Origin of the sequence: Clostridium magnum DSM 2767, assembly GCF_001623875.1 — a bacterium.
Lineage (GTDB): Bacteria > Bacillota > Clostridia > Clostridiales > Clostridiaceae > Clostridium_AM > Clostridium_AM magnum.
Window position 1 is genome coordinate 31183 of record NZ_LWAE01000002.1, and the last position, 26192, is coordinate 57374.

The window sequence follows — 26192 nt, forward strand, 5'->3', positions numbered from 1 at the left end:
AAACTATAGGAATAAACAAAAAATCAGACAATGTCATGCTATGTGTGTTGTTTGATTTTTTTGTTCTTTTTATACAGGTAAAAGGAGTTATTATATGAATTTTAATACTGAGGGGTGGAAGATATGGAGAAAGAAAATAACTATGAAATTTGTTATGAGAACATGTGCAGGGAATTTGTTAAATATGATCCAGACGAAGTGGCAAGAAAAAGTGGGGCTTATTATGATTCAGAAAAAAAGCAATTTATGTTAACTTGCTTTAATAAAGAATACTTAATTTCTTATCCAGAGGGAAGTATTGTATTAAAAGATGGTAAAGAGAAGGATCTATCTATGGATGTAAATGCAATGTTTTTACTTAAAATGCTCATGCTTAGTTACTTATATCGAGCTACGAACAGCGGTCTAACAGGTAAGCGGGTGCCCCTTAGAGAATTAGAGGGTATTGGTCATGCATATGAGGGCTTTGCAAAGCTCGGTGTAGACAAATTAGCTAAGTTTTTTGGCAGTAAGGAAGAACTTTTTTTGAAGGCTGGACTTAAATTAGGTGGAAAAAAAGTTAGGGTCGGAGATGTGGGAGTAAAGATTAACATATTACCCAATGTGCCTATGATATTTGGTCTGTGGACAACAGATGATGAATTTCCAGCAGATGCTTCTATTCTTTACGATTGCTCTGCAGTTAAAGAACTACATGTAGAAGACTTGGCTGGATTATGCTCTGTAGCTGCTGATGAAATAATTAGAACTGCTAAATCCATTGAGATGAATAGTTAATAATAAGAAAATATTTTATTTGCTTATTGCAGTAAGGAGGTACTTATGATAACTAAAAAAGATAACTATGGGATTCAGGCTGATCGCGCCAGAACCATATTCCTGAAGGAGGATTAGGAAAAACTGATTCAGAAGTTTAATCTTAAAGCAGATCAGTCCTATCTTTATGTGCGATTTATGGACATAACTTACTTGATTGACAGGAATAGTGGCTGTATAAAGAAGACTGCAGACAACGTGACCTTTGTTGAAGACAACAGCTACGATACTACTCTGTCTGTTTTTGATTATTTGTGTTTATCCCAGGAAGAGCGCCAACTGTCCGGTCAGTGGATAAATATGCAGGAGATGGCTCATATGATTCACGCAAGATTGCTAGAAGGGAACGGTGACATGTTTGCAAAGGAGGCAAAACTATTTGCAGCTCACAAAGAAGAACTGGAAAAAGCCTGCAAATATTTCAATGGTAAAAAGATGTCGACGGGTGATGAGAGTTATATACTGGATCTATTTGATTGGGTACCCATATGTTTCTAGTTTTGGGATGGCGATGAGGAGTTTCCACCACAGTTCCGTTTTTTGTGGGATACCAATACGGAGCAGTATCTGCATTATGATGCTCTGTTTAATATTGTGAATATGTTTTTGAAACGTTTGAAGGAAATTGCTAACATTAATGATTAGTTTAAAGCTCGTTAGGGAAATACTCTAGCGAGCTTTTTTATTGCAATAGACGGAAATTACTTAAAAGTTTCAATATAGTATGCTGCTTAATAAGAATCTTTGAAAAAGAAAACCAGAATGACGTACTTCTGTTGAATTAGATCACTGTAGCAAAAATATTATAAATATAATATTTAATTGGAGGTATAAGCTATGAGAAAAGCTATAAAGATTGTAACAATTGGTGGGGGCAGCAGCTATACACCAGAATTGATGGAAGGTTTTATTAAGCGATATGATGAACTTCCAATAAGGGAAATATGGTTAGTTGATATAGAAGAAGGAAAAGAAAAGTTAGAGATTGTTGGAAAATTAGCACAGCGTATGTGGGATGCGACGCCCTATAATGTAAAAGTAGTGACAACTTTGAATAGAAAAGAGGCATTGGCTGGGACTGATTTTGTAACAACACAGTTTAGAGTGGGCTTATTAGATGCAAGAATTAAAGATGAAAGAATACCTTTGTCCCATGGAATGTTGGGGCAAGAAACTAATGGCGCCGGTGGAATGTTTAAGGCATTTAGAACAATTCCAGTAATAAAAGAAATTGTTGATGATATGAAGTTACTATGTCCTGATGCTTGGCTTATTAATTTTACTAATCCTAGTGGAATTATTACAGAGACAATTATTAAGCATTTTGGATGGAAAAAGTGTATTGGATTGTGTAATGTGCCAGTGAATGCAATGATGAATGAACCAAAAGTTATTGGAATGGAGCTTTCTGAGTTAAATTATAAGTTTGCTGGATTAAACCATTTTCATTGGCATAAAGTTTTTAATGAAGATGGAAAAGAAATCACAGCGCAGTTAATAGAGCATATTAACTTACTAAGGAAAAATACGCATTAGCAGAATAATCTATTCTTAATATTATAATTACTAGGATAAAATTTGTTAATTGAAATTCATTAATAATATATTATTTTTACAATGTCATGTTTTTCCTTAGTAAAGAGATGGGCATTAATAAGTAAACTATCTACAGCTACCTAATTGGATATCACTAGTCTTGCTTAAGTTAACTTCCTTAGTTTCTGGTGCCCAAGCAATTGATAGGATTAAACCCAATACTAGTACACCAGTCAACCCAAGCATCGTAGGTACCAGACCTAAATAACAAATACCAACTGGTAGAAGATATGTTCCAACTGCAGACCCCAATCGGCTGATTGCAGTACACATACCGACTCCTTCTGAACGAAGTTCCGTTCCAAAAAGTTCAGGTGGGTATACCCCTGTCAAATTACAAATTGCTGTCATTACAAAGGTGAAAATCAAAAAGCATGTAACAGCAATTACTGAATTGTGTGCAAAGGTAAGAATAAATAATGCCACTGCCATTATTGCATAAGAGTAAATTGTAAATCCTCTGCGGGTAAGTTTAACTGTTAACCAAAGACCAGCTACTCCGCCTATTATAAGAACGAAATTTAACGCTAAGTCTACAGCATGGCTCTCAGCTAAACCCATCTTACCCAATATCAGCGGAAGGAAGGTATAAATTGCAAAGTACGGAATAACCAGTGTACAAAAGAAGAGTCCACCAAAGGCTGTACGCTTCCAATTTTTTTTATTGAAAAGATCTAGGTAATTAGCTTTAGTTGTAACAACTTCTTCATCAATTACAACGTTAGGACCAAAGTATTTCGCTATAATTTGACTGGCTTCTTCCACACGTCCCTTACTAATAAGCCATCTTGGAGATTCAGGTGTTCCCGCTCTTAGTAATAACACTAGTCCTGCAGGTATTGCAGTACTAGCAAGCATCCATCTCCATACATCTAGAGAAGAAATTGACATGCAAAGGATTCCAATTATATTTGCAGCAACATATCCAACTGTCCATACTACACTTAGAGCTCCAAGCAAAACCCCTCTATGCTTTTTAGGAGAAAATTCAGCAAGCAGAGCTACTCCAACTGCGTAGTCTCCACCCAATCCAAAGCCTATAACAATTCGTAAAAAAAACAACTGAGCAGGATCAGTGACAAAGAGCTGAAGAGCAGAAGCAAGTGTTATTATAATAAAGTTAAAAAGAAATATTTTTTGTCTACCTATGCGTCCTGACAAACCTCCCAGTATTATACTGCCCAAAAAAAGTCCCATTAAAGCAGAAGCTCCTAATAATCCCATCCACTCAGGGCTGAGGTAAATTTGTTTGCCCATGAGAACAATAGCAAAACCAATAGTTCCAAGAGCGTAACCATCAGTAAAGTGTGCACCAAAAGTCAGTGCAGTGATTTTTATGTGAAACCTATTAAGTGGAAGATCATCTAAGTTAATTGATTCAGTACTCATAAACTAGTCCCCCCATTTTTCAATATTTAACTTCGCACAGGATTTTTTGAAGAACACGGTACATTACACATACATTTACCGCATGCATCTCCTAAACCTATGGAGTACTCTGGTATATTATCATTATAAATTTGGTCGTTACATCTTTTTTTATTTACAAAAGGATACCCATTTTCGGTAGAAATTGCACTGACTACACAATTTCATTATTCATTGCCATCATCCTCAATTCTATCATCATTCAGTAGCTCCTTTTTTTAAAACTATTTTAAAAGTTTTATATGATTTATTTAAAGCAAAGTTCATTCCAAAGTTATTTATCAATACTTAGTGTAAAAAAGCAAAGAATAATAACTTAACAGTTACCAATCTTTGCTTTAATATTAAAGCATAATGTATAATAGAAATAAAACTGAACAAATTACAAACTTATAGCAAATCACTGTATATAGCATTTGTTTCAAAAAATAATATCTTAGGATTTGTGTGAAATTCACCGTGATAATGTAATTAGTGTAAATAAATGGTTAATAAGTAAAATATGACTTAAAATTGTACGTATGTCTAGTTTTATTACGTCCATAAACAGTACACTTATTCTTTAGTAGGGGAAGGGGAATACATTTATGATAGGGGAAAATCAAAAATTAATTGACTTAGAAGAAGAATTATTAAAATTAAAGCTTAAGATTTCTGAATATGAGAAGAAAAATATTTTGCTTGAGAATATATTAGAACAAATTGATGAAGCAATATATGCTTATGATAAGGCTGGTAGATTAATTTATATGAATAGTGTAAGTGAAAAAATTGAAGGTCAAAAAAGAGATATGTTAATAGGAAAAAAAGAAACAGAAATTTGGGGCACAAATTTAGCACTGACACTACTTCAAGATAAAAATACTATAGAAAATGAAAGAATGTATTACACAATCTCAAATGGTAAACGAGTTCATATTATGCATAGTATGTATCCGTATTTTGATAATAATGAAATTAAGGGATGTTTTTCTATTACTAAAGATGTAACACAAATAGATGATATGTTATTGAATATATATGAGTTGCAGCAACAATTACGAACTAGTAAAAAAACAGATATTCCGATTAATGGGACAAGATTTAGCTTAAATGATATTATAGGTGAGAGTCAAATAATGAAAAAATGTGTTGAAAGCGCATATAAAGTTTCTAAGCATAAATCTAATATTTTAATATATGGAGAGACAGGTACAGGAAAAGAATTATTCGCTCAAGGAATTCATAATGCTGCAAGTAATCATAAGGAACCGTTTATAGCGATAAATTGTTCAGCTATTCCTAGTAACTTATTGGAAAGTCTATTATTTGGAACAATAAAGGGATCGTTTACAGGGGCTTTAGAAACTAAGGGACTATTTGAACAAGCTGGAGAAGGAACTCTATTTTTAGATGAAGTAAATTCTATGCCTATAGATATGCAGCCCAAATTATTGCGAGTATTGCAGGAGAAAAGATACAGGAGGATAGGAGATACCAAAGACAAAAATGTAAGGTGTAGAGTTATAAGCTCTACTAATATAGATCCTGCTGAAGCAATAAGTTTAGGTCAAATAAGGCAAGATTTATATTATAGAATTGCCACTGTAACTATTACAATACCACCATTAAGAGAACGGAAATCAGATATTTATTTACTAATATATCATTTTGTGGACAAGTACAACAAGATTTTTAATACAAAGTTTGAATCAATAGACAATAGATTAATAGAGTCTTGTAATAATTATAATTGGCCTGGTAATGTTAGAGAATTAGAACATATGATAGAAAGTGCATTGAATCTTTCTGAAAGCTATGAAGAAACATTATCTTTAGATTTATTTCCAGTTTTAATTAATAATGAAGATATACATAATCAACACCAGGTTTCTAAAGTAGATTGCTTTAGAGGTATAAAGAAAATAGATTTAAATAAGGAACTAAATAATTATGAAATGGAATTGATTAAAAATGCTTTAGTGGATAATAAGGGAAACATGGCAGCAACAGCTCGGCAGTTATCAATTCACAGAAGTGTTTTATATAATAAACTGAAAAAATTAGATATGAATTTAAATAAGCTAACAGAATATGTATTAAAATAATACTATGTGACTATAAATTAGACACGATTATATAACGTTTCGGTTTACAGTTATACATGCAATTGAGTCTAGTAAATTAAAACAATTTTTCAGAGGTTGATTTGTATAAGAAAACAAAATATTGTAGTTTAAATGACTTTCAGTGATTGAAAGTTATTTTTTTTTTCTGGCACAAACTTTGCTTTATAGTAAAGTGTCAACAAAAATTAATATAAGGGGGATGTAATTATGGATCATCAAAAAGAATTATTAGCTGTAGAGCAAATTCACCAAGCTAGTTTAAAAATACTTGATGAAATTGGGATTAAGTTTGGGAGTGAAAAAGTAAATGAAATCTTTAGAGCAAATGGATTTAGACAAGAAAATGGAAGGACATATTTTACCGAGGAGCAAGTTAACAAATATTTAAACATGGCAACCAAAGAATTCACTGTTTATGGAAGAGATGAAGATTATTTCATAAACGTAAATACAGAGGAGGTAAATTATTGTCCAGGCTATGGATCACCGATGATAACTAATGTAGATGGAAGTGTTAGACCAGCTTTATTTGATGACTATCTAAAAATGGCTAATTTATTTCATATGGAAAAATCATTTAAAGTAAACGGGGGTATTCTTGTTCAACCATCAGATATAGCTCCAGAAATAAGTATACCGGCAATGGTATATGCTGCAATAAAACGTTCCTCAAAAGTAATCTTTGGTATTCAAGGAGTTAAAAAGGATCAAGTAGATATATTTAATATGTTGGAAATTGTATTTGGAGGTAAAGAGGAATTAAGAAAAAAGGCCAGATATATAGTATTACCAACGCCTACTAGTCCCCTTAGAGTAGAGTCAAGTGCAATAGAGACATTACTTCTAGGTTGTGAATATAATCAACCTATTGCTGTTTGTTCAGCTTGTATGCCAGGTGCAACATCACCTGTTACTCTAGCAGGTTCAATTGCAATGTGTAATGCTGAGATGCTAAGTTGTATAGTATTAACCCAGCTTGTAAATCCAGGGAATCCTGTAATGGAGTTGTTTGCTTGTTATGGTTCAAATGTTCAATCAGGAAATGCATCGATAGGTTCACCAGAGCTTATTAAAGCTGCTAGATACGGATCATTACTTGCTAAAAAGTATGGATTAGCTTGTAGAAGTGGCGGTGCTTTAAGTGATGCAAAAGGTGTCACTGCTCAGGCTGGAGTTGAAACAGCTATGTGTTTATTCCACACTAATTTATATAAAGGAAATATTGCCATGCATTCAGCTGGTATTTTAGACTCCTTTGCAACAATGAGCTATGAAAAATTAATGCTAGATTTTGAAGTAATAGATAGATGTGCTAATTATTTTGAAGATATCGAAGTAAATGAAAATACTTTGGCTTTTGATACTATAAAAGATGTAGCAGTAAATGGTGGTGTTTTCTTAAATAAAAAGCATACAGTTAAAAACTGTAGAAAAGCTTATATTCCTCAAGTAAGTTTAAGATCTAGTTTGCCAGCAGGAAAAGATCCTAATGAAGCACTTTATGAATCTATGCATAAAAGAATGGAGAAACAGTTAGCATCTTATGTTAAACCAAAATTAGATCCTGCAATTGAAAAACAACTAGATGAATATATGTTAACCATTGGAATGAAGCCAGAAGATATTGAAAAAGTTTAATATGATAATAATTTAAGATTAATTTAATTAAGGGAGGAATAATTATGAGTATAAAAAATGTATTTGATGCTGTATTAGATCTTGACGAGGAGGTTGTAGTAGAAGCAGTAAAAGCTGAAATAGAAACAGGAACGAATGTAAACGATGTATTGGAACAAGGTCTAATTGCTGCAATGGATGAAGTAGGTAAAAGGTTTTCAGAAGGAGATTTGTTTGTACCTGAAATGTTAATGGCAGCAGAAGCTATGAAGGCTGGATTAGAGCAAGTAAAACCATTATTAAAAGGTGAAGCTGCACAAAGTAAAGGAATATTTATTATTGGAACTGTAAAAGGAGATTTACATGATATAGGTAAAAATCTTTGCGCTATGATGGTTGAAGGTGCTGGATATGATGTAATAGATCTAGGTATAGATGTAGAGCCTGAAGTTTTTGTAGAGAGAATAAAAGAAACAGGAGCACCTGTTATAGCTCTTTCAGCTCTTTTAACAACTACTATGCCGGCTATGGCAGAAACAATAGAAAAAGTAAGAGCAGCAGGCTTAGATACAAAAGTATTAGTAGGTGGAGCACCTGTATCTCAACAATATGCAGACAAGATTGGTGCTAATGGATATAGTGATGATGCCCCTGGATGTGTTGAATTAGTGAAGAAATTTATGACATTAGCGAATTCTTAAGTTTTATAAATTTATCACTTATTACAGAGCTGACTGTTGTAAAAAATGGGTTCACCAGTCAGCTTTAACTTAATTATTTAATAGGAGTTGATTAGATATGTATATAGTTGGAGAATTAATAAATGCAAGTCGTAAGCTAGTTGGGCAAGCGATAAGAGAGCAAAATAGTGAATATATAAAACAAATAGCTAAAGAACAAGAAGAAGCAGGTGCAAATTATATAGATGTAAATGCAGGTATTTTTGTTGAAGAAGAGCCGGAATATCTTGAGTGGCTAGTAAAAAATGTTCAAGAGGCTGTAAACATACCTTGCTGCATAGATAGTCCAAGTTCAGTGGCACTAGAAAGAGGACTTGCTGCACATACAAAAGGATTTCCCATGATAAATTCAATATCTTTAGAAAAAGATAGATACGATCAAGTTTTGTCTATAGTAAGAAACACAGATTTAAAGGTTGTTGCTTTATGTATGAGTGATAAAGGAATGCCTCAAACAAGAAATGAAAGAGTACTAATTGCAGATCAATTGGTAAATAGTTTGGTGAAAAATGGTGTAAAAGCCGAAAATATTTTTCTTGACCCGCTAGTGCAGCCTATTGGAACTAATGATACTTTTGGAATTGAATTTATTGATGCTGTTGAAGATATAAGAAAGGCGTTTCCAGAAGTACATTTTATGTGTGGATTATCAAATATTTCCTTTGGGTTGCCTGAGAGAAAATATATGAATAGTATATTTGCAACAATGGCAATAGCTAAAGGACTTGATGGACTGATGGTAAATCCATTAGATAAAAAAATGATGGCCAATATTATTGTTGCTGAGACATTAGCTGGAAAAGATAAGTCCTGTATGAAATATTTAAAAGCATTTAGGAAGAAGAAATTTGAATTTTGAAATAATTTATAGTGGCATGTGATTTGCTTAGTATATTAATACAAGGAAAGGGGGAATAGAATTGGATAGTAAAAAACATTCTTTTAAAAGATGGATTATGCTAAGCATATTATGCTTAGGCGGTGGTATTATATATCAATTGCCATTTTTAAGATTTGCTTACTATATTCCAATGCAAAAAGCTTTAGGCCTAACAAACATGCAAATAGGAAACCTATCAAGTGTCTATGGAATTGTCGCAATGATTTGTTATTTTCCTGGGGGATGGCTTGCTGACCGTTTTTCGTGCAGAAAAATGCTAGCATTTTCCTTTGTGGCTACTGGTTTAGGAGGTTTTTATTTTTCTACATTTCCATCATACAGAATGTGTATAATACTACACGCGTTCTGGGGATGTGTTACTATTTTTACCTATTGGGCTGCACTAATAAAAGCAGTCAGAATGTTGGGGGATAGTTCAGAACAGGGAAGATTATACGGTCTTCTTGAAGGCGGTAGAGGATTAGTATCAACACTAGCTGGTCTAGCTATTCTAAACGTATTTGCCAAAATGGGCCAAGATACTTATGGATTAGCATGGGTTATTAATTTGTATGCTGGTCTTTCAATAATAGTAGGTATACTTACCTGGTTCGTATTGGAAGATTCCGAGAAAGAAGAAAATCCAAGTTCAGTACTGAAGGATACAATTTTAGTAGTAAAGGATCCTAGGGTTTGGCTAATCGCATTAATAATATTTACAACTTATTCTGTATACTGTGGGCAAACTTATTTGACTCCTTACGTAACTACGGTTTATGGTGCTTCGGTAGCAATTGGAGCTTTACTTGGAATAATTCGTTCGTACGTGCTTCAAATGGCTGGCGGAGCTACTTCTGGATTCATAGCTGATAAAATAGGATCTTCTGCTAAGGTACTATTTGTAGGGTATATTATGCTAATTATTTGTTTAGCAATATTTATAATACTTCCTGGTAATAAAGCTCTTCTTCCAATTGTAATAGTGAACATGTTAGTTTTAGGATTTGTAGACTATGGAATGAGAGGAATTTATTTTGCCACAGTAGATGAGGTGAAAATTTCTATTTCTGTTGCTGGGGCAGCAGTTGGTTTTGCATCATTTATTGGATATATTCCAGATGCATTTATATATACCCTTATGGGTAACTGGTTGGACAAATACCCAGGGCAATTAGGATATAAGTATATTTTTATATTTCTTTTTGTGATGGAAGTAATAGGTCTAATAGTCTCAATGCTGTTGCTTAGGCTCATAAAGAAAAATTCATATCATACCTCTGGAGAAGATTTCTCTATAGATAAATAAATCCACAGAGTAGAACTATTAAAATAGCAATTTCAAAAGTATGTTGAAGTTTTAGATAAAAGAGAAATTTCAACATACTTTTATATTTTGCTATATTTATTTTTTATAGTGACAGCCTAATGAGATTTGTAGAAATATGATTCCATTTGACCCAGAAAAAGCACAACTGTAATGGCAATAAAACTGCAATAATATACTATATGTCATTTGATTTTAAGAGGAAAAGATGAAGCATTGTGTAATGAATTACTTTTATCTCTTGCAGATAGCTATACTCAAACTAATCTTTATATAAGTTGCAAGAAAGATAGTACTATAATTAGAAAAGCAAAAGATATGATTTATTGTAGCTTAGAAAATGTATTAAGACTTGATGACATTTGTAAAGAGCTTGATATGTCAAAATTTCAGTTTATCAGATTATTTAAAGCTAATACTGGAATTTCACCATACCAATATTTTCTTAACTGTAAGTTAGAACTTGCAAAGCAGTTAATAGAAAAAAGCAAGGATATTTATTCGGCAGTAGCAGAATGTGGTTTTGTTGATTTAACACATTTAAATAAGCATTTTAAAAGCATATATGGAATAACAGCATTTGAATATATGCCACACCTAAATTGAGGACGAGTTTTTAAAGTGAAATTTGATATAAGCAGAAATATCTTTATAATTAGTATCCAAGCAGTCTGTGTTAACTCTCGACACAGACTTTTTTTATTGATATTTATTCGATGACTACTCGATCTAAAACTCCAAACTTATTAAAGTTTTAACTTTATATTCCAATAAATGTATAGTATATCTATATTGCTATTCTGAGAAAATTGATATATAATAATCACGTTAGTTTATTGAGAATGAGTTTCAAGTTCAAGTAATAAATAATATCATTATTGTTTAGTTTGAAATTTATATAGTGAGCTTGGAAACTAGTTCCCAATAGGTTCAAAAAAGACTTTAAGGCATTAGTCCGATGACTACCCGCTCTAATACTTCTAGCTTATATGAAACTCCTCTTCCTAATGTCAGAGGAGTAAGCGATTCGCACCAAATCATAGATTTGGGCTCTCTGCTTAACTGGGAGTAAAGAGCGGCTATGTCCCTGGATTCGTTCAACTAAGAATCAGGTGGGGGTTGAAACCCCATCTGATTCAAGTTTACACTTCATAGAAAGGGTGATAAAAACAAGTTGGTAAAGTACATAATAAAAAGGTTAATCTATTTAATACCTGTTTTACTTGGAATTACATTTTTAACTTTTGCGCTTACATATCTTTCACCGGGGGATCCGGCAGAACTAATGCTTAGCGCCACTGGAGTTACTCCTTCGCCAGAACTTATACAACAAGTTAGAGAAGGACTAGGATTAAATAAACCCTTTCTTACTCAGTATTTACATTGGTTGACAGATGTGTTTAAGGGGGATTTTGGTACTTCCTATAAATATAACAAGCCTGTATTAGATTTGATATTAAGAGCTTTGCCTGCTACTTTTAAGCTTGCAGGGATGACCATACTAATGACGACGATTATAGCACTGCCATTAGGGATAATATCAGCATTACATAGGAATAAGGCACTAGATAACATAATAAGAGCAGTGTCATTTCTTGGAATATCACTGCCAGCACCTTGGATAGCACTAATACTGATGTACATATTTGCACTGAAACTTAAAGTTTTGCCTGTGATGGGCAGCTCAAACTGGACAAGTATCATATTGCCTTCCGCTTCTATGACTATTTTATTGGCATCTAGATATACAAGACAGGTAAGGGTATCCATATTGGAAGAGATATCTCAGGAGTATGTAATAGGTGCAAAAGCTAGAGGAATTAAAGGTAGAGTAATATTATTAAGACACGTTCTAAGAAGTTCAGTAGTTCCTATAATAACCTTACTAGGATTATCTTTTGGAGTACTGCTTGGAGGAGCAGTGATTATAGAAACTATTTTTTCTTGGCCGGGAGTGGGCAAGCTGGCTATAGAGGCCATATTTACAAGAGATTATCCATTGATACAAGGCTATGTTGTATGGATGACAGTTATTTACATGTTGATTAATATGTTGGTGGATATTTCCTATTATATTTTAGATCCACGTATCCGTTTAGAAAAGAGGGCTTAACTTGGAAGACATTATCTTAGTTTTAAGAAAAAATAAATCCTTTATGGTTTATTGTATATTAGCACTTGTTTTAGTTTTAATAAGCATACTTGCGCCATTTATAGCGCCTCATGATCCACTGAAAGCAGATATGGCAAATTCACTAAAGGGATCAAGTGATATTTTCCTTATAGGTACAGATCAATTAGGAAGAGATCTGTTTTCTAGAATTCTATATGGTGCACTAAATTCCTTAAAGATGACTTTTATTCTAGTAATAATAGTATTTATAGTTGGGACAACTTTAGGTACACTAGCAGGTTATTTTGGTGGGATAGTAGATGTAATAATAATGCGATTTTGTGATGTTTTTCTTGCTTTCCCTGGAATTATTTTTGCTATCGCTATTGCGGGAGTCCTTGGACCTAGTTCAATAAATACAATCATAGCTTTAGCTGTGGTGAATTGGGCTAAATATGCAAGAGTAAGCCGAGGGCTAGCAATGTCTATAAGAAAGAAAGATTACATTAAAGCTGCAAAAATGGGCGGCGCAAGACAATACCAAATAATTTTAAAATATGTATTACCTAATATAATTCCATCCCTTATTGTAATGGCTGCTATGGATATAGGAAGTATGCTGCTTGAAATATCATCCCTTTCCTTTTTAGGTCTTGGCGCACAGCCGCCTACGCCTGAATGGGGGTATATGATAAATGAAGGCAGAGCATACATACAAACTGCACCATGGCTTATGATATACCCAGGCATTGCAATGTTTATAACTGTAACAGTATTCAATCTACTGGGAGAAGGTATTAGAGATATATTAGATCCAAATGAAGAATATTAAGGAGAGATTTAAAAATGAAGAAAAAATTAGCAATTATAGGCTTAATAGCCATGTTATGTACAAGCTTTGCGGGATGCAAGAGTAATAATTCTGCGGATAAAACTACGAGTAACGAAACAAAAAATATTACAGTGGGATTGAATCTGTATCAAACAAATTTAGATCCTGCTCTTGAATGGAACGGCTGGTATGTTTCCATGTATGGTATAGGAGAAACTTTGGTTAAGTTTAACAAAAATATGGAGATAGAGCCTTCACTTGCTGACACATGGAAGAAGGTAGACGACTTAACTTGGCAGTTTCATATTAGAGACGGAGTTAAATTCCATAACGGTAATCCTCTTACTGCAAATGCTGTAAAGGCATCTATGGAAAGAGCACTGAAAGCAAACCCAAGAACACAGGAAATGCTAGTAGTTAACTCAATAGTAGCAGATGGACAAAATCTTACTATAACTACAAAAACACCACATACAACACTTTTAGGGAATCTTGCTGATCCTATTAACTCAATTATTGATGCTAGTGCTGCTGCAGATACAGTTGCTAAAGCTCCAATAGGTACAGGTCCCTTTAAAATTAAATCCTATACTGATGGTTCACAGGTAGTAGTAGAAAGATATAACGATTATTGGGGCGGAAAAGCACTTATAAACGAGGCTACTTTTAAGTATATTAAAGACGATAATACCCGTTCAATGGCTCTACAATCAGGAGAAATTGACGTAGCAAACAATGTTTCAATCAATAATTTGTCGTTATTTGAAGATAAGTCAAAATATACTATAAGCACAACTACTAGTCTTAGAATAGTAATGTCATATTTTAATTTTAATAATGAGTTCTTAAAAGATCCAGCAGTTCGTAAGGCTATAGCCCTAGGGGTTGATAGAGAATCTTACAGCAAATCACTACTTAAGGGCACTGCTGTAGCTGCAGTAGGACCTTTCCCAGGATCACTTCCTTTTGGAAATAAGAACCTTATGGGATATACATATAACAAAGCAGAAGCAACTAAGACATTAAATGATGCAGGTTATAAAGATACGGATGGCGATGGAATATTAGAGAAGAATGGCAAAAAATTAGCGTTAAATATTGCGGTATTCCCAACCCGTGCGGAAATTCCGGTAATTGGTGAAGCAATGCAAGCTCAACTTAAAGAAATTGGTATAGCTGCCAATTTAAAATCTTATGAAACAGTTAATCCGATACTAAAGAGTGGGGATTTTGATCTTTCCTTATACAATGTAAATACAGCGACTACAGGAGATCCTCAATCCTTCTTAGAGTTATATTATAGAACTGGTGGAAGCACAAACTTTGGAAAATATAGTAACCCAACTGTAGATGCCCTAATCGATAAATTTAAAACTGAATATGATATTGAAAAAAGAAATGAGATTGCTACAAAAGTACAACAAACTTTATTAGAGGATAATGCAGGATTATTCCTTGTAAATCCAATGAGTAATAGAGTAAGCAAAAGTACAGTTACAGGAATGGAAGTTTATCCAATAGATTTCTATATGTTGGATAACAAAGTAGATAAAAAATGATAGAAAAGAACTTTTTAAATATAAATAATGTTTCTATAAAGTATGGTAGGCAAGAGCCTGTAGTGAAAAATGTAAGTATGTCCATCGGACATAATGAGATAGTTGGTATAGTAGGTGAAAGTGGCAGCGGAAAGTCCACACTTTTACGCTCTATATTAGGAATATTGCCTACGGGAAGCAGCATCTCTTCTGGGAATATTATTTTTAAAGACAGAAATCTTCTTGAATTCTCTAAGAAAGAATGGAGAGAAATTCGAGGAAATAGGATAGCCATCATATTTCAGGACGCAGGAAGATCCTTAACTCCTATCTTAAAAATTGGAGATCAATTTATTGAAACCATAAGGAGTCATTTTGATATTTCAAAAGCTGACGCACATGATAAAGCTATAGATATGCTTGGAAAAATGCAGCTGCCTGATGCAAGCCGTGTAATGAATTCATATCCACTTGAATTAAGCGGCGGTATGAAGCAGAGAGTAGCTATAGCCATGGCAATGATTATGGAACCAGAACTTCTTCTAGCTGATGAGCCAACTAGTTCTCTTGATGTAACTGTCCAAGCACAGGTGGTAAGAGAAATGATGGAGCTGAGGAAAAATTTTAACACAACCATAATAATGGTTACACATAATATGGGGGTAGCATCTTATATGTGTGATAAAATTGCAGTAATGCGTCAGGGTGAATTAGTGGAATGGGGACTTAAAGATCAGGTTATAAATAATCCAAAGAGTGAATATACAAGAAGCCTGCTGTCAGCAGTACCTGAACTGGGAGGATACAACATTGAGGGAAAAGAAAGAACCGGTACTTAAAGTAAGAAATCTTACAAAGAAGTTTAATTTACAAGATGGCAAGAAATTAACTGCAGTTAACAATGTAAGTTTTGAATTATATCCAGGTGAATGCTTAGGCATCGTTGGTGAAAGCGGATGTGGTAAAAGCACCATAGCAAAAGTTCTTACTCAATTGGAGAGTGTAACCTCAGGGAATATTACCTATAATAACAGAGATATTACCCATTTAAAGGGCGAAGAAGTTAGACAAAACCGAAGGAAAATCCAGATGATATTTCAGGATGCTGCTGAATCCTTCAATCCCCGTATGAAAATTGGACATATTGTAAGTGAGCCATTGTTAAACTTTAAGCTTATGAATAAAGGTGAGGCTGAAAGTGAAGCAAAAAAACTGCTAGCAATGGTTGGACTCACTGAGGATTTTATGGGGAGATATCCACATCAGTTAAGCGGGGGACAAAAGCAAAGGGTCGCAATAGCAAGAGCAATATCTCTAGAGCCAGAAATCGTAATATGTGACGAAGCCACATCAGCCTTAGATGTTTCTATACAGGAGCAGGTAATTAAACTTCTTATGGATTTGCAGAAAAAGAAGGGATTGTCATATGTTTTTATCGGCCATGATCTAGCAGTAGTTAGAAATATAAGTCATAGAATCATAGTGATGTATCTTGGACGAATTGTTGAAGTAATTGATAGCAATAAGCTTACTACAGACGCTGCTCATCCATATACGAAAGCGCTATTAGCATCAGTATTCTCCGTTAATAGGAAGAATAGCACTGAAATTGGAATAATAAAAGGGGAGCCGCCAAGTCCATCTGATATACAGCCTGGATGCGGATTTAGTTCAAGATGTACAAAATGTATAGATAAATGCTTGAAGGAAAAGCCAGAGCTAAAAGAAATAGCAAAAGATCACTTCGCAGCTTGTCATCAGATAGGAGATGAGCAAATTAAAGATGTTAAAGTTTAACGTACAAAAAATATTTACTACCAAGAAATATATAGTTTTATTAGCTATTTTATGTACCTTTCTATGGGGGAGCGCATATCCGGTGATTAAACTAGGCTATGATATTTTTGATATACAATCAAATGATAGTTTCTTAAAATTAATATTTGCTGGATATAGATTTTTAGTAGCCGGAATAATTCTAATGATTATACAGAAATTAATGGGAAAAAGTATAATGCCCAAATCTGTATCAGATTTTAAGAGCTTTGTATTTTTAGGAATTGTGTATACACTAATGCAATATGTTTTTCTTTATATAGGTATGGCAAATACCACAGGGGTAAAGAGTTCTATACTTGGTTCCTTAAGTTCTTTCATAAATATAGTCCTTGTTCACTTTGTTTATAAGGATGACAAGCTGTCTACAAAGAAGATTATAGGTTGTGCTATAGGTTTCTTATCAATTATAGTGCTTAACTTTCAAGGTGGAGGCATAGGTGGATCCTTCAAATTAATGGGTGATGGATTTTTAATTTTCTCAGCATTAATGGGTTCAATTGGAAGTATATACAATAAAAATCTTGTAAAGACCAATGATGTATTTGTTACAACGGCGTGGCAGCTTATATTTGGAAGCTTAATGCTTATAGCAATAGGAAAATCAGCTGGTGGAACGCTGCACATTGCATCGGCAGAATCTGGAATACTATTATTGTATATGGCTCTTTTATCCTCTGTGGCACTAGTAGTATGGTCAACCCTATATAAATATAATAAAGTTGGAAAGATAACTATGTACAACTTTTTAACACCTATATTCGGTGCAATACTATCTGCTTTTCTACTAGGAGAGACAATATTTGAGGTAAAGAACTTGGTAGCCTTAGTTTTAGCTTGCACAGGTATATGGATTGTTAACAAATAACCAGTGCTTTCGTTTTGTGTCTTATGCAAAATAGGAATCAGTGAGAATGTACTCACTGATTCCTATTTTTATACCATATACTTGTTGATATATTGTATTGGGAATAGTTGATTGCATGATTTCCACTTCTGATAATGCCATATTAATTTATAAATCTAAATATATGAATATCCTTTGAAAATTGAATAATGTAGTGTTTGATGATGATTTTATTTTGATTGTTATTATAAATTATTTTCAAAAACGTGGTATAATTGCCAGTAGATAACTCACAATCGTGAATAAGGGTGAAACAAAGATTGTTAATATTTGGGTGGTGGTCAGATGAAAGCAATACCAAATTGTATATCGTTTAGTAGAATATTTTTTTCTTTAATTTTGATTTTTGTTAAGCCATTAAGTGTAGCCTTTTACGCAATATATATTATTTGTGGATTCAGCGATATTATGGATGGGTTTATTGCGAGAAAGACAGGGACAACAAGCGGATTTGGCGCAAAGCTTGATTCCATGGCTGACATGATAACGGACTGTGTATTATTATTTGTGTTTTATCCAATTGTAAATCCTGCAACCGAAATCGTCATTTGGATTATTTCAATTGCTATTATCAGATTAGCATCGATGGTTGTGGCTTTGAAAAAATATAAAACCTTTGTAAGTATTCACACTTACGGAAATAAAATCACCGGTATAGTTTTATTCATATTTCCAATATTGCTTCCCTATATCAATACAAATGTGTTGATGTATATAATTTGTGTTGTGGCAAGCATATCAGGAATTGAGGAATTGATTATTCAGCTGACATCAAGTGAACTGCAAGTAAACAGGCAAAGTATATTCACAAAATGAGAATAATCTTTGGGTTTATTTAATACGCAATGTTCTTTTCTTGTGTCACAAGTGTAAATTATGAAGAATTATTAACTGAGGTCAGAATGCTATTGCAGGTTACAGCAAAGGGAAAAAACTTTGATTGTGTATCACGTTCATTCGCGCCTAAACTTAATGTTACGGAGGACTCGGTTTGCGGCTCAGGCCACTGCCGTATAGTTCCATTTTGGACAAACAAGATAGGAAAGAACAACATTATTGCATACCAGGCTTCAAGAAGAGATGGAACCTTGTATTGCAAAGTTGAGGGCAACCGCATTAAAATGAGCGGAAAAGCAGCACTGTATTCTATTGCAGACATCAATTTATTTTAAGGGAAGTTTGGACTTCCCCTAATAATCCTTCGTTATTTTCCTGTTGCTGCCGAAACCATAGCTTTTACATTTTCAACTTTGGCATTTGGAGGTACTCCGCATCCAGAACCAAGGATAAAGCCTGTTCCCATGTCCTTTATCAGTTGAGTACTGTAATTGTATACTTCATCAGGAGCTCCAAGAGTAAGTTTTGCAGCTTGCACATCTCTTTTAATACACATACGGTCTCCCAGCTTTTCTTTTATTTTATGAAGTGAAAACTTGAATCAGATGGAGTTTCAAACTCCACCTGATTCTTAGTTGAACGAATCCAGGAACGTAACCGTTCTTTACTCCCACTTTGAAGAAGATGGGAGTATTAGATCGGGTAGTAATCGGATAAATATCTGTTGTGCCGTCTGTTTCAAAAACACAGGTGCCTTTTGGAAAATTCTTATTTATCTTTGTAGCATAAAAATTGTTTTGAAATTCCGTAAAACCTTTATTTATTATGGTATCATAGTCATCGACAGTCATAAATTCACGCTCATCAATCTGCCAAAGCATATTGTCAGGCAGCTCACGGCCGGGAAGTTTTAAATTGGAAAAAAATATCATGCCCATCAAATACAAAATATTTCACTCCATCAATTTGAACATTATTTGAGATTTCTGAATTTGATACATAATCAGATAATTTAATTGAATATGATCATAATAACCATACAGATAATATGAAAACACTATATACCTATCTAAAAAACGAAAGAAGGGTAGCAGCAACAGCCAATGATTTGCAGATTCACCGGAATACTTTGATATCACGTATTAAGATGATAGAAGAAATCATGGATATTAACCTAGATGATGTTGATATAATATTTCATCTCTATTTAACTTTTAAAATTCTAATATTTACTAAATCATTAAATTTTAAGTTCTAAGAATGGGAAGTGTAAAACCATATAGAAAATTACAAAGATTAAAGTCCTCATTGTGAATATGATGGTGAAGTATAAAAATATAAAATATTGTCATAGTACTGTAACAAAACTGTAATAATACGTCTTTATACTAGAGGAAGAATACTTAAATAAAAAGTTTTAAATGAAGTGGAAACTTGAATAAGATGGAGTTTCATATAAGATGTTCTCATTAGAGCGGGTAAGCCATCGGATAAATAAAAGTAACTAGTATAAGGGAGTGATTTAAATGAAAAAAATAAGCAAGTTTTTAATAGTAACTATTTGGATAGCTTTGATATATATACTATTCAAATTAAATTTACTGACTGGAAATATGGATAATTTAAATGACTTCTTTAGCAACTGTGGCAATTATAAGGCATTAATATTTATTGCTTTATCTTCATTAAGAATAGTAGCATTAATTCCTAGTGCAGTATTCATGATTTTAGGAGGAATGATATTTACTCCTATAGAGGGGTTTGCTCTTACTTTTATTTCAGTTATACTAAGTGAAACTATTGTTTATATAACCTCAAAGGTTTTAGTTAGTTCTGATATTCAGGGTTGTTTTGTAAATAAATATCCTAAGCTTTATGAATTATTGCTTGGAAATAACACAAAAGTATTAGCTATAGGTATTTTATGCCCAATAGCTCCTTCAGATGCAGTTTGTTTCTTGGCTAGCTCTACTGGATTAAATTATAGAAAATTTATTTTAACAGTAATAGCTTCTAATATGCCAATGATGGTACTTTATAGCTTTCTTGGAGGTAGTGTTATATCTTCAGCTAATAATACAACAATAATTATAGCTATTATATTTGTGATAAGTATGTACTCTATATACTTATGGAACAAAGAGCAAAGAAATGAAAGATTAGCTTAGAAAAGAAGGTTTATTGATTTCACTAATTATAGTAATAAGTATCACAGAACTTTATAACGTTGATACTGTATTTAAATAAAAACTCACTTTGTAGCAATAAGGTAATAATATTAAACATGGAGCTAATGCACAATTTTCTGCATTAACTTCATGTTTTTTTATTTTAGAAGGAATATTAATTTATATGAAGAATACCTTAAAGTAAAAGGTAGGGTGGAGAAACTTCTATTAATGTCTATAATCGGAAGTACACAATAAAGTAAAAAATATTTAATAAAAGATTCAAAAACTATGTACGAAGGAAGGGAATGATAATGAAATACGAAGATTTCTTTTATGATAATAAATATAAAAATTCTAATGATAATATTAAGATACTAATTAATAGTCTAATTAAAATTTTTGAAGAAAAGTGTATTAAAAAATTTTACCCAGTATGGCGTGGTAATGGAGGAGAGACAAAAGTTTTTGCCCTTAAATTAGAGGAACGACTTATAAGTAAATATGGTAAAAAGAGAGAAAATATTATAACTGTTAGACTAAGAATGGAACATTTGGATATTGAAGGTTTTAAAGGCATATACGCTAATGGTAAGGAATTACCATATTCCTTAGATATAACGGAGAATAGACTTATAAGATTATATAGGGACATTAATAATTTATTTATATCAAAAATTATTAATGAATAATATTTATATAAGTATAATAGTGATTAAAGTGGTATACGTTATGTATAAAATTGGACATGGTATATCTATACCAATTGGGCTAATAACAAGAAGTTAAAGTGTATAAAGATTTTATTTAAGGAAGGTAACAAAATGATAATACAAACTGAACGCTTGGAGCTTATTCCGTTAACTCCTAGTCAATTAAAACTATGGATTGAAGATTTCCTACACTCGAAAAGACCCTAACAATTATTTATGGCATAGCTTTTTTTTCTTAATTCGTAGGGATGATAGGATTGTAGTAGGTTCAGCGGATTCTAAGGACATTCCTAATGGAAATGGTGAAGTTGAGATTGGCTATGGTTTAGGTAAAGAGTTTGAGCACAACGGATATATGACAGAAGCTGTAAAAGCAATGTGTGAGTGACATTAAAACAAAATGGTGTTACAAGTGTAATTTCTGAAACTGAGTTAGAAGGTTTGGCTTCTCAAAAGATTTTAGAGCGTTGTGGATTCAAAAAGGATAAAAGTGGAGAAAATTTTTGGTGGAGATTATAAGCATAATTTTTTGCCGACAGATTCTAATTTGAGATTGAATGTTATAAATTTTAGTTAATACGAGAAAAATTTTTATCGGATGGGGGAAAAGATGGACAAAATTTTATTTATTAACGCATGTGTACGTGGCATATCAATCTCTCGTACATATAAAATTGCAAATCGCTTTTTACAAGAATGTAAGAAACTTAATCCTAATTGCAGTATTACAGAACTTACATTGACTGATTTGCCGATAACTTGTTTTTCTAATGATAACTTAAAAAATAAAGAAAAATTACTTGAACAAGGCGACTATCAGAACCCTATGTTTAATCTGGCAAGACAGTTTGCTTCTGCAAGTAAAATAGTTATTGCTGCTCCATTTTGGGAATTTAGTTTCCCTGCTATTCTAAAAGTATATATAGAAAATATTGCTGTATTAGGAATTACATTCACTTATAATTCAGATGGAATGGTTGGTATGTGTAAGGCTGAAAAGATGTTGTTTATTACAACCAGAGGTGGAGTTTTTACAGAGGCTGATACCTGTGAATTAGAAATGGGGTCTAGATATCTAGAAGCTTTATGTAAAATGTTTGGCATTGACCAATATGAATGTTTATATGCAGAAGGACTTGATATTATTGGTAATAATGTAGATGACATCATATCTGAGGCAATAAAAAAGGCTATTAACTTAGCTGCGGAATTTTAATATTTTTTTAGAGTTTCAATCTTCCTATGGGATGACATAAACTATATTGTAGGAAGTTGTTAAAGCTTATAATTAGGCTAATAATTGGTGTGCGACAAGAAGCGGCTTCTTCTTGAAATGTTAGGGCAGACTTTAGTCTGATATCCTAGTAGTAGGGATATTCTCATCTGAAACTGCATTAAAAGCAAACAGAAAATGGCTAAAATACAGAATTGTAAATGTTCCGTATGCAACATGAGTATTGCAGATTTCAGAGAAAGATTGGAAGTACAGGATAAAGTACCGGTTATACATGGCGGAACAAGAAAATATAATAACTTACAATTACTACATAAATATTGTAATAGAGAATATTATAAAATGTTTCCGTTAAACTGACTTAGCCGACAGTCAAAACATATAAAATTTTATTAAGAAGTGTCGTCAATTGTAAATAACTATAAAGTAAAGACTATTTATATAATCTTTAGGCAAATAGTAATTTGAGAGGAGAATTTTAAATGGATATTGCCATTTGTATTATAATAGGTGCTGCTATTTTATGTGCTTTATTTGCTATCAATAAAAAAGGTAAGAAGAAGTAAATTCCAATTTAAGGTTGAGTAATATAAATAGTAAATTTATCTGTTAGCTAATTGTAATAGAAAAAGGAGGGCAAATGATGATTCAATCAGTTGTGCATATTGCTTTAGTTGTAAAAGATTATGATGAAGCAATCGAGTTTTATACAAAAAAACTTAAATTTGAATTAGTAGAAGATATATATCAATCAGAGCAAGATAAAAGGTGGGTGGTAGTATCTCCACCTGGTTCAAATGGAACAACAATATTACTTGCAAAAGCATCTAAGTTAGTGCAAGAGCCTTTTATAGGAAATCAAGCAGGAGGGAGAGTATTTCTTTTCTTAGGAACTGACGATTTTTGGCGTGATTATAATGAAATGATTAAAGTGGGAATAGAATTTGTTAGAGAACCTAAAGCACAAGATTATGGAACTGTGGCGGTATTTAAAGATTTATATGGCAACTTATGGGATTTGGTTGAGTTTAATAAAGAACATCCAATGTCTAAAAGAGTGAAGTAAATTAAGAATTTAAAATTGTATGGGGGAAAAGAAAATGTTTATAATCAATTTAACTTACATTAAGCCACTAGACGAGGTTGAAAAGCACTTGACAGAGCACATTGCATTCTTAAATAAATATTATGCCAACAACAATTTTGTTTGTTCTGGGCGAAAAAATCCTCGAACTGGTGGAATTATTTTATGCAATGCAAAAAATATGAAAGAGGTTGAAGAAATTATTAATGAAGATCCTTTTAAGAAAAATACAATTGCAAATTATGATATAGTAGAATTTGAACCAACAAAATATACTGAAGACTTCAAGGTATTTGTTGAGTAAATTCCAATTTGTCTGATTGAATAAAACTAGCATAATATATGTTTTAGTTAACGACATTTTTCTAAATTTGTTACATTACTTCTATTGGGGATGTATATAATGTCTATTGTTGTTAACTTCCAATTCATATAATAGGCAGTTGGTATAGCTACTATAATTATAAACATCTTTATAATTAGTATCCAAGCATTCTGTATTAACTGTTGACATACTAGATATAAGTGAAAGGGGAAATATAAATGGATATTTTAGAATGTATTAATAGTAAAAGAAGTATACGAGCTTATACAGATGAAATAATATCTGAAGAAACTCTAACTAATCTTATTGAATTAGGTACAAAATCATCAACAGGTTCAGGCCTTGAACCATGGGGCTTTGTAATAATTCGTGATAAAGATGAAATAAATTCTTTATCAGAAATGTCAAAAAAGTACTTATTGGACAACTTGGAAAGATATCCTTATTTACATCAATATGAGGATTGGTTGAAAAATCCTAAGTATAGCATTTTTAATCATGCAAATACGTTATTAATTATTTATGGAAATACAGAATCCCATTGGTATGTTTACGATTGTACTCTTGCAGCAGGAAACATAATGTTGGCCGCGCATAGTATGGGAATCGGAACTTGTTGGATTGGATTTGCAGAACATACTTTGAATACAAAAGAATTTAAAGAAAAGTATGGTGTTCCAGAAAAATATCAGTTAGTTTGCCCTATGAGTATGGGGTATATGAAAACTAAACTGACAGCGCCAGAAAGAAAGAAACCTATAATATTTCACCCATAAAGTGTATTAACTGTAGGCTGAGTTTTGTAAATGATATCGCCACAGCCTACAGTTTACAATTGTTTAATTTCTATTGAAGCAAGATCTTAATTCAGATGGGGATTGTTTTACTAAGCTTCCGCCATATTCATCAGTTCTTTTTCAAATAAAGTTTTCATCTATTTGTCCTTTCTTGCTGTTATAAATCAAGATTTACTATAGTTCTACCTATTAGTTTTCCTTCAAGAATCCCCTGAATTTTTGCATCTAAATCCTTTAGAGATACTTCCTGAACGTTTAAAGTTAAGTTATCAGGTTTCCATTCATTTGAAAGCAAATTCCATAGCTTTAATCTTAAGTCCCTAGGACATTGAACAGAATCTACTCCAAGGAGAGATATACCTCTAAGTATAAATGGATATACAGTTGTTGAAAGCTCAGGAGAAGCGACATTTCCACAGGAAGTTACACTTCCACCATATTTAGTGGATTTAAGTGCTGTTGCTAGAATATTTCCACCAACTGTATCTATTACTCCAGCCCATCTTCCTTTTAGAAGAGTTCTTCCGGACCTATCATCTAGTTCTTCTCTGAGAATTATATCTTTTGCTCCCGTTTCTAATAATATATTTTTTGTCTCAGGTTTGCCTGTAGCAGCAATAACACTGTACCCAAGCTTGCTTAGGATGCTTACTGCAATGCTTCCTACTCCACCGGTTGCACCAGTTACCAATATATCTCCATCAGATGGAGTAATGCCTGATGCTACTAGTTTATATACAGATAAAGCAGCTGTAAAACCTGCAGTGCCATATATCATGCTTTCTATCGGTGAAAGACTTTCAGGTAATTTAACTACCCAGTCAGCAGGAACTCTAATATACTGTCCGTAGCCTCCTGAGGTGTTCATGCCTAGGTCGTACCCTGTAACTAATACAGGATCTCCAACCTTAAAATTTTCATTGATACTATGAGCCACAATTCCAGCAGCATCTATTCCTGGTGTATGAGGATAGTTTCGTGTTACTCCTTTATTGCCCGTTGCTGAAAGGGCATCTTTATAATTTAAAGATGAATACTTTACATTAATTAATACATCTCCCTCAGGAAGACTAGAAATCTCTTTATCTACAATTTCTCTTGAATAGGTATTATTTTCATGTTCACTTACTACCATGGCTTTAAATTTTTCCGTTGTCATGATTTTAAATTCTCCTCTCTAAGGTAATAGTTTGATGTAAAACTAATTATATATAAAAAATAGTTTTGTGTCAAACTATTTTCTTGAGTGATATATATTGACTTATACTTTTCCATAGGATTATAATTTACATAATTAGT

29 protein-coding genes and 2 pseudogenes are annotated in these 26192 nt (G+C 32.8%); 27 read left to right on the top strand and 4 right to left on the bottom strand.

Features of this window, described 5'->3' with window-relative positions:
* Positions 1 to 123 precede the first annotated feature (123 nt).
* From CLMAG_RS07720 to CLMAG_RS07730, 3 genes and pseudogenes are all read left to right on the top strand, one after another.
* Positions 124 to 777 (top strand): DUF3786 domain-containing protein, encoded by a 654-nt coding sequence (locus CLMAG_RS07720; protein WP_066620554.1) that lies wholly within the window; start codon positions 124 to 126, stop codon positions 775 to 777.
* 126 nt (positions 778 to 903) lie between these two features.
* Positions 904 to 1461 (top strand): annotated as a pseudogene (locus tag CLMAG_RS30615) (DUF3786 domain-containing protein).
* 192 nt (positions 1462 to 1653) lie between these two features.
* A pseudogene (locus CLMAG_RS07730) lies at positions 1654 to 2328 on the top strand (family 4 glycosyl hydrolase); the annotation flags it as partial.
* Between the two features lie 150 nt (positions 2329 to 2478).
* Here CLMAG_RS07730 and CLMAG_RS07735 read toward each other — a convergent pair.
* Complete coding sequence (locus CLMAG_RS07735; RefSeq protein WP_066620560.1) at positions 2479 to 3801, bottom strand: MFS transporter; 1323 nt, start codon at positions 3799 to 3801, stop codon at positions 2479 to 2481.
* Between the two features lie 626 nt (positions 3802 to 4427).
* Here CLMAG_RS07735 and CLMAG_RS07740 point away from each other — a divergent pair.
* From CLMAG_RS07740 to CLMAG_RS07805, 14 genes are all read left to right on the top strand, one after another.
* Entirely contained in the window at positions 4428 to 5927 is a 1500-nt protein-coding gene (locus tag CLMAG_RS07740) for a sigma-54 interaction domain-containing protein (RefSeq protein ID WP_066620563.1), read from the top strand.
* A 228-nt stretch (positions 5928 to 6155) separates the two neighbouring features.
* The gene (locus CLMAG_RS07745) at positions 6156 to 7586 is read left to right on the top strand and encodes a trimethylamine methyltransferase family protein (protein WP_066620573.1); all 1431 of its coding nucleotides are present in this window, start codon (positions 6156 to 6158) and stop codon (positions 7584 to 7586) included.
* 44 nt (positions 7587 to 7630) lie between these two features.
* Positions 7631 to 8266 carry a cobalamin B12-binding domain-containing protein gene (locus CLMAG_RS07750; RefSeq protein WP_066620576.1) on the top strand — a complete coding sequence of 212 codons (636 nt, stop codon included), beginning with the start codon at positions 7631 to 7633 and terminating at the stop codon, positions 8264 to 8266.
* A 97-nt stretch (positions 8267 to 8363) separates the two neighbouring features.
* Positions 8364 to 9164: a methyltetrahydrofolate cobalamin methyltransferase gene (locus CLMAG_RS07755; protein WP_066620578.1), complete on the top strand. Its 801-nt coding sequence runs from the start codon at positions 8364 to 8366 to the stop codon at positions 9162 to 9164.
* Positions 9165 to 9225: 61 nt separating this feature from the next.
* Positions 9226 to 10491: an MFS transporter gene (locus CLMAG_RS07760; protein ID WP_082831841.1), complete on the top strand. Its 1266-nt coding sequence runs from the start codon at positions 9226 to 9228 to the stop codon at positions 10489 to 10491.
* 207 nt (positions 10492 to 10698) lie between these two features.
* Entirely contained in the window at positions 10699 to 11115 is a 417-nt protein-coding gene (locus CLMAG_RS07765) for a helix-turn-helix transcriptional regulator (RefSeq protein WP_242872969.1), read from the top strand.
* Positions 11116 to 11683: 568 nt separating this feature from the next.
* Complete coding sequence (gene nikB / locus CLMAG_RS07770) at positions 11684 to 12622, top strand: nickel ABC transporter permease (RefSeq protein ID WP_066620581.1); 939 nt, start codon at positions 11684 to 11686, stop codon at positions 12620 to 12622.
* Position 12623: 1 nt separating this feature from the next.
* A complete protein-coding gene (gene nikC, locus CLMAG_RS07775) occupies positions 12624 to 13454 on the top strand; it encodes a nickel transporter permease (RefSeq protein ID WP_066620584.1) in 831 nt (276 codons plus the stop codon).
* Positions 13455 to 13468: 14 nt separating this feature from the next.
* A complete protein-coding gene (locus CLMAG_RS07780) occupies positions 13469 to 15013 on the top strand; it encodes an ABC transporter substrate-binding protein (RefSeq protein WP_066620586.1) in 1545 nt (514 codons plus the stop codon).
* Positions 15010 to 15831: an ABC transporter ATP-binding protein gene (locus CLMAG_RS07785; protein WP_066620588.1), complete on the top strand. Its 822-nt coding sequence runs from the start codon at positions 15010 to 15012 to the stop codon at positions 15829 to 15831. Before CLMAG_RS07780 ends, CLMAG_RS07785 begins: the two co-directional genes overlap by 4 nt.
* Entirely contained in the window at positions 15803 to 16789 is a 987-nt protein-coding gene (locus CLMAG_RS07790; RefSeq protein ID WP_066620591.1) for an ABC transporter ATP-binding protein, read from the top strand. Before CLMAG_RS07785 ends, CLMAG_RS07790 begins: the two co-directional genes overlap by 29 nt.
* Entirely contained in the window at positions 16776 to 17696 is a 921-nt protein-coding gene (locus CLMAG_RS07795) for a DMT family transporter (protein WP_066620594.1), read from the top strand. The genes CLMAG_RS07790 and CLMAG_RS07795 overlap by 14 nt, the downstream gene beginning before the upstream one ends.
* Before the next feature lie 324 nt (positions 17697 to 18020).
* The gene (locus tag CLMAG_RS07800) at positions 18021 to 18551 is read left to right on the top strand and encodes a CDP-alcohol phosphatidyltransferase family protein (RefSeq protein WP_066620597.1); all 531 of its coding nucleotides are present in this window, start codon (positions 18021 to 18023) and stop codon (positions 18549 to 18551) included.
* A gap of 29 nt (positions 18552 to 18580) precedes the next feature.
* Entirely contained in the window at positions 18581 to 18907 is a 327-nt protein-coding gene (locus CLMAG_RS07805) for a PhzF family phenazine biosynthesis protein (RefSeq protein ID WP_082831842.1), read from the top strand.
* Between the two features lie 32 nt (positions 18908 to 18939).
* On the opposite strand, the gene CLMAG_RS07810 is transcribed toward CLMAG_RS07805, so the two are convergent.
* Positions 18940 to 19128 carry a uroporphyrinogen decarboxylase family protein gene (locus CLMAG_RS07810; RefSeq protein ID WP_066620602.1) on the bottom strand — a complete coding sequence of 63 codons (189 nt, stop codon included), beginning with the start codon at positions 19126 to 19128 and terminating at the stop codon, positions 18940 to 18942.
* Between the two features lie 25 nt (positions 19129 to 19153).
* Positions 19154 to 19510 carry a hypothetical protein gene (locus CLMAG_RS33175; protein ID WP_207647051.1) on the bottom strand — a complete coding sequence of 119 codons (357 nt, stop codon included), beginning with the start codon at positions 19508 to 19510 and terminating at the stop codon, positions 19154 to 19156.
* A 110-nt stretch (positions 19511 to 19620) separates the two neighbouring features.
* On the opposite strand from CLMAG_RS33175, the gene CLMAG_RS34880 reads away from it, so the two are divergent.
* From CLMAG_RS34880 to CLMAG_RS07850, 10 genes are all read left to right on the top strand, one after another.
* Positions 19621 to 19830, top strand: coding sequence for a helix-turn-helix domain-containing protein (locus tag CLMAG_RS34880; protein WP_073393272.1), 210 nt, complete (start codon positions 19621 to 19623; stop codon positions 19828 to 19830).
* A 268-nt stretch (positions 19831 to 20098) separates the two neighbouring features.
* The gene (locus tag CLMAG_RS07820; RefSeq protein WP_066620616.1) at positions 20099 to 20740 is read left to right on the top strand and encodes a TVP38/TMEM64 family protein; all 642 of its coding nucleotides are present in this window, start codon (positions 20099 to 20101) and stop codon (positions 20738 to 20740) included.
* 314 nt (positions 20741 to 21054) lie between these two features.
* A complete protein-coding gene (locus CLMAG_RS07825; RefSeq protein ID WP_066620621.1) occupies positions 21055 to 21432 on the top strand; it encodes a hypothetical protein in 378 nt (125 codons plus the stop codon).
* Between the two features lie 196 nt (positions 21433 to 21628).
* Positions 21629 to 21841, top strand: coding sequence for a GNAT family N-acetyltransferase (locus CLMAG_RS34885; RefSeq protein WP_423231066.1), 213 nt, complete (start codon positions 21629 to 21631; stop codon positions 21839 to 21841).
* Entirely contained in the window at positions 21838 to 21972 is a 135-nt protein-coding gene (locus CLMAG_RS34890; RefSeq protein ID WP_423231067.1) for a hypothetical protein, read from the top strand. Before CLMAG_RS34885 ends, CLMAG_RS34890 begins: the two co-directional genes overlap by 4 nt.
* 91 nt (positions 21973 to 22063) lie before the next feature.
* The gene (locus CLMAG_RS07835) at positions 22064 to 22669 is read left to right on the top strand and encodes an FMN-dependent NADH-azoreductase (RefSeq protein ID WP_066620624.1); all 606 of its coding nucleotides are present in this window, start codon (positions 22064 to 22066) and stop codon (positions 22667 to 22669) included.
* 195 nt (positions 22670 to 22864) lie between these two features.
* Positions 22865 to 23047, top strand: a complete 183-nt coding sequence (locus tag CLMAG_RS30630) for an HNH endonuclease signature motif containing protein (RefSeq protein ID WP_278329986.1) — start codon at positions 22865 to 22867, stop codon at positions 23045 to 23047.
* A 283-nt stretch (positions 23048 to 23330) separates the two neighbouring features.
* Entirely contained in the window at positions 23331 to 23753 is a 423-nt protein-coding gene (locus CLMAG_RS07840) for a VOC family protein (protein ID WP_066620626.1), read from the top strand.
* 34 nt (positions 23754 to 23787) lie between these two features.
* Positions 23788 to 24075, top strand: a complete 288-nt coding sequence (locus tag CLMAG_RS07845; protein WP_066620632.1) for a YciI family protein — start codon at positions 23788 to 23790, stop codon at positions 24073 to 24075.
* Positions 24076 to 24314: 239 nt separating this feature from the next.
* Positions 24315 to 24872 carry a nitroreductase family protein gene (locus CLMAG_RS07850; RefSeq protein ID WP_066620635.1) on the top strand — a complete coding sequence of 186 codons (558 nt, stop codon included), beginning with the start codon at positions 24315 to 24317 and terminating at the stop codon, positions 24870 to 24872.
* A gap of 178 nt (positions 24873 to 25050) precedes the next feature.
* Here CLMAG_RS07850 and CLMAG_RS07855 read toward each other — a convergent pair whose 3' ends face one another.
* On the bottom strand, positions 25051 to 26052 hold the full coding sequence (locus CLMAG_RS07855; protein ID WP_066620638.1) for a YhdH/YhfP family quinone oxidoreductase: 1002 nt from the start codon (positions 26050 to 26052) through the stop codon (positions 25051 to 25053).
* Positions 26053 to 26192: the final 140 nt, after the last annotated feature.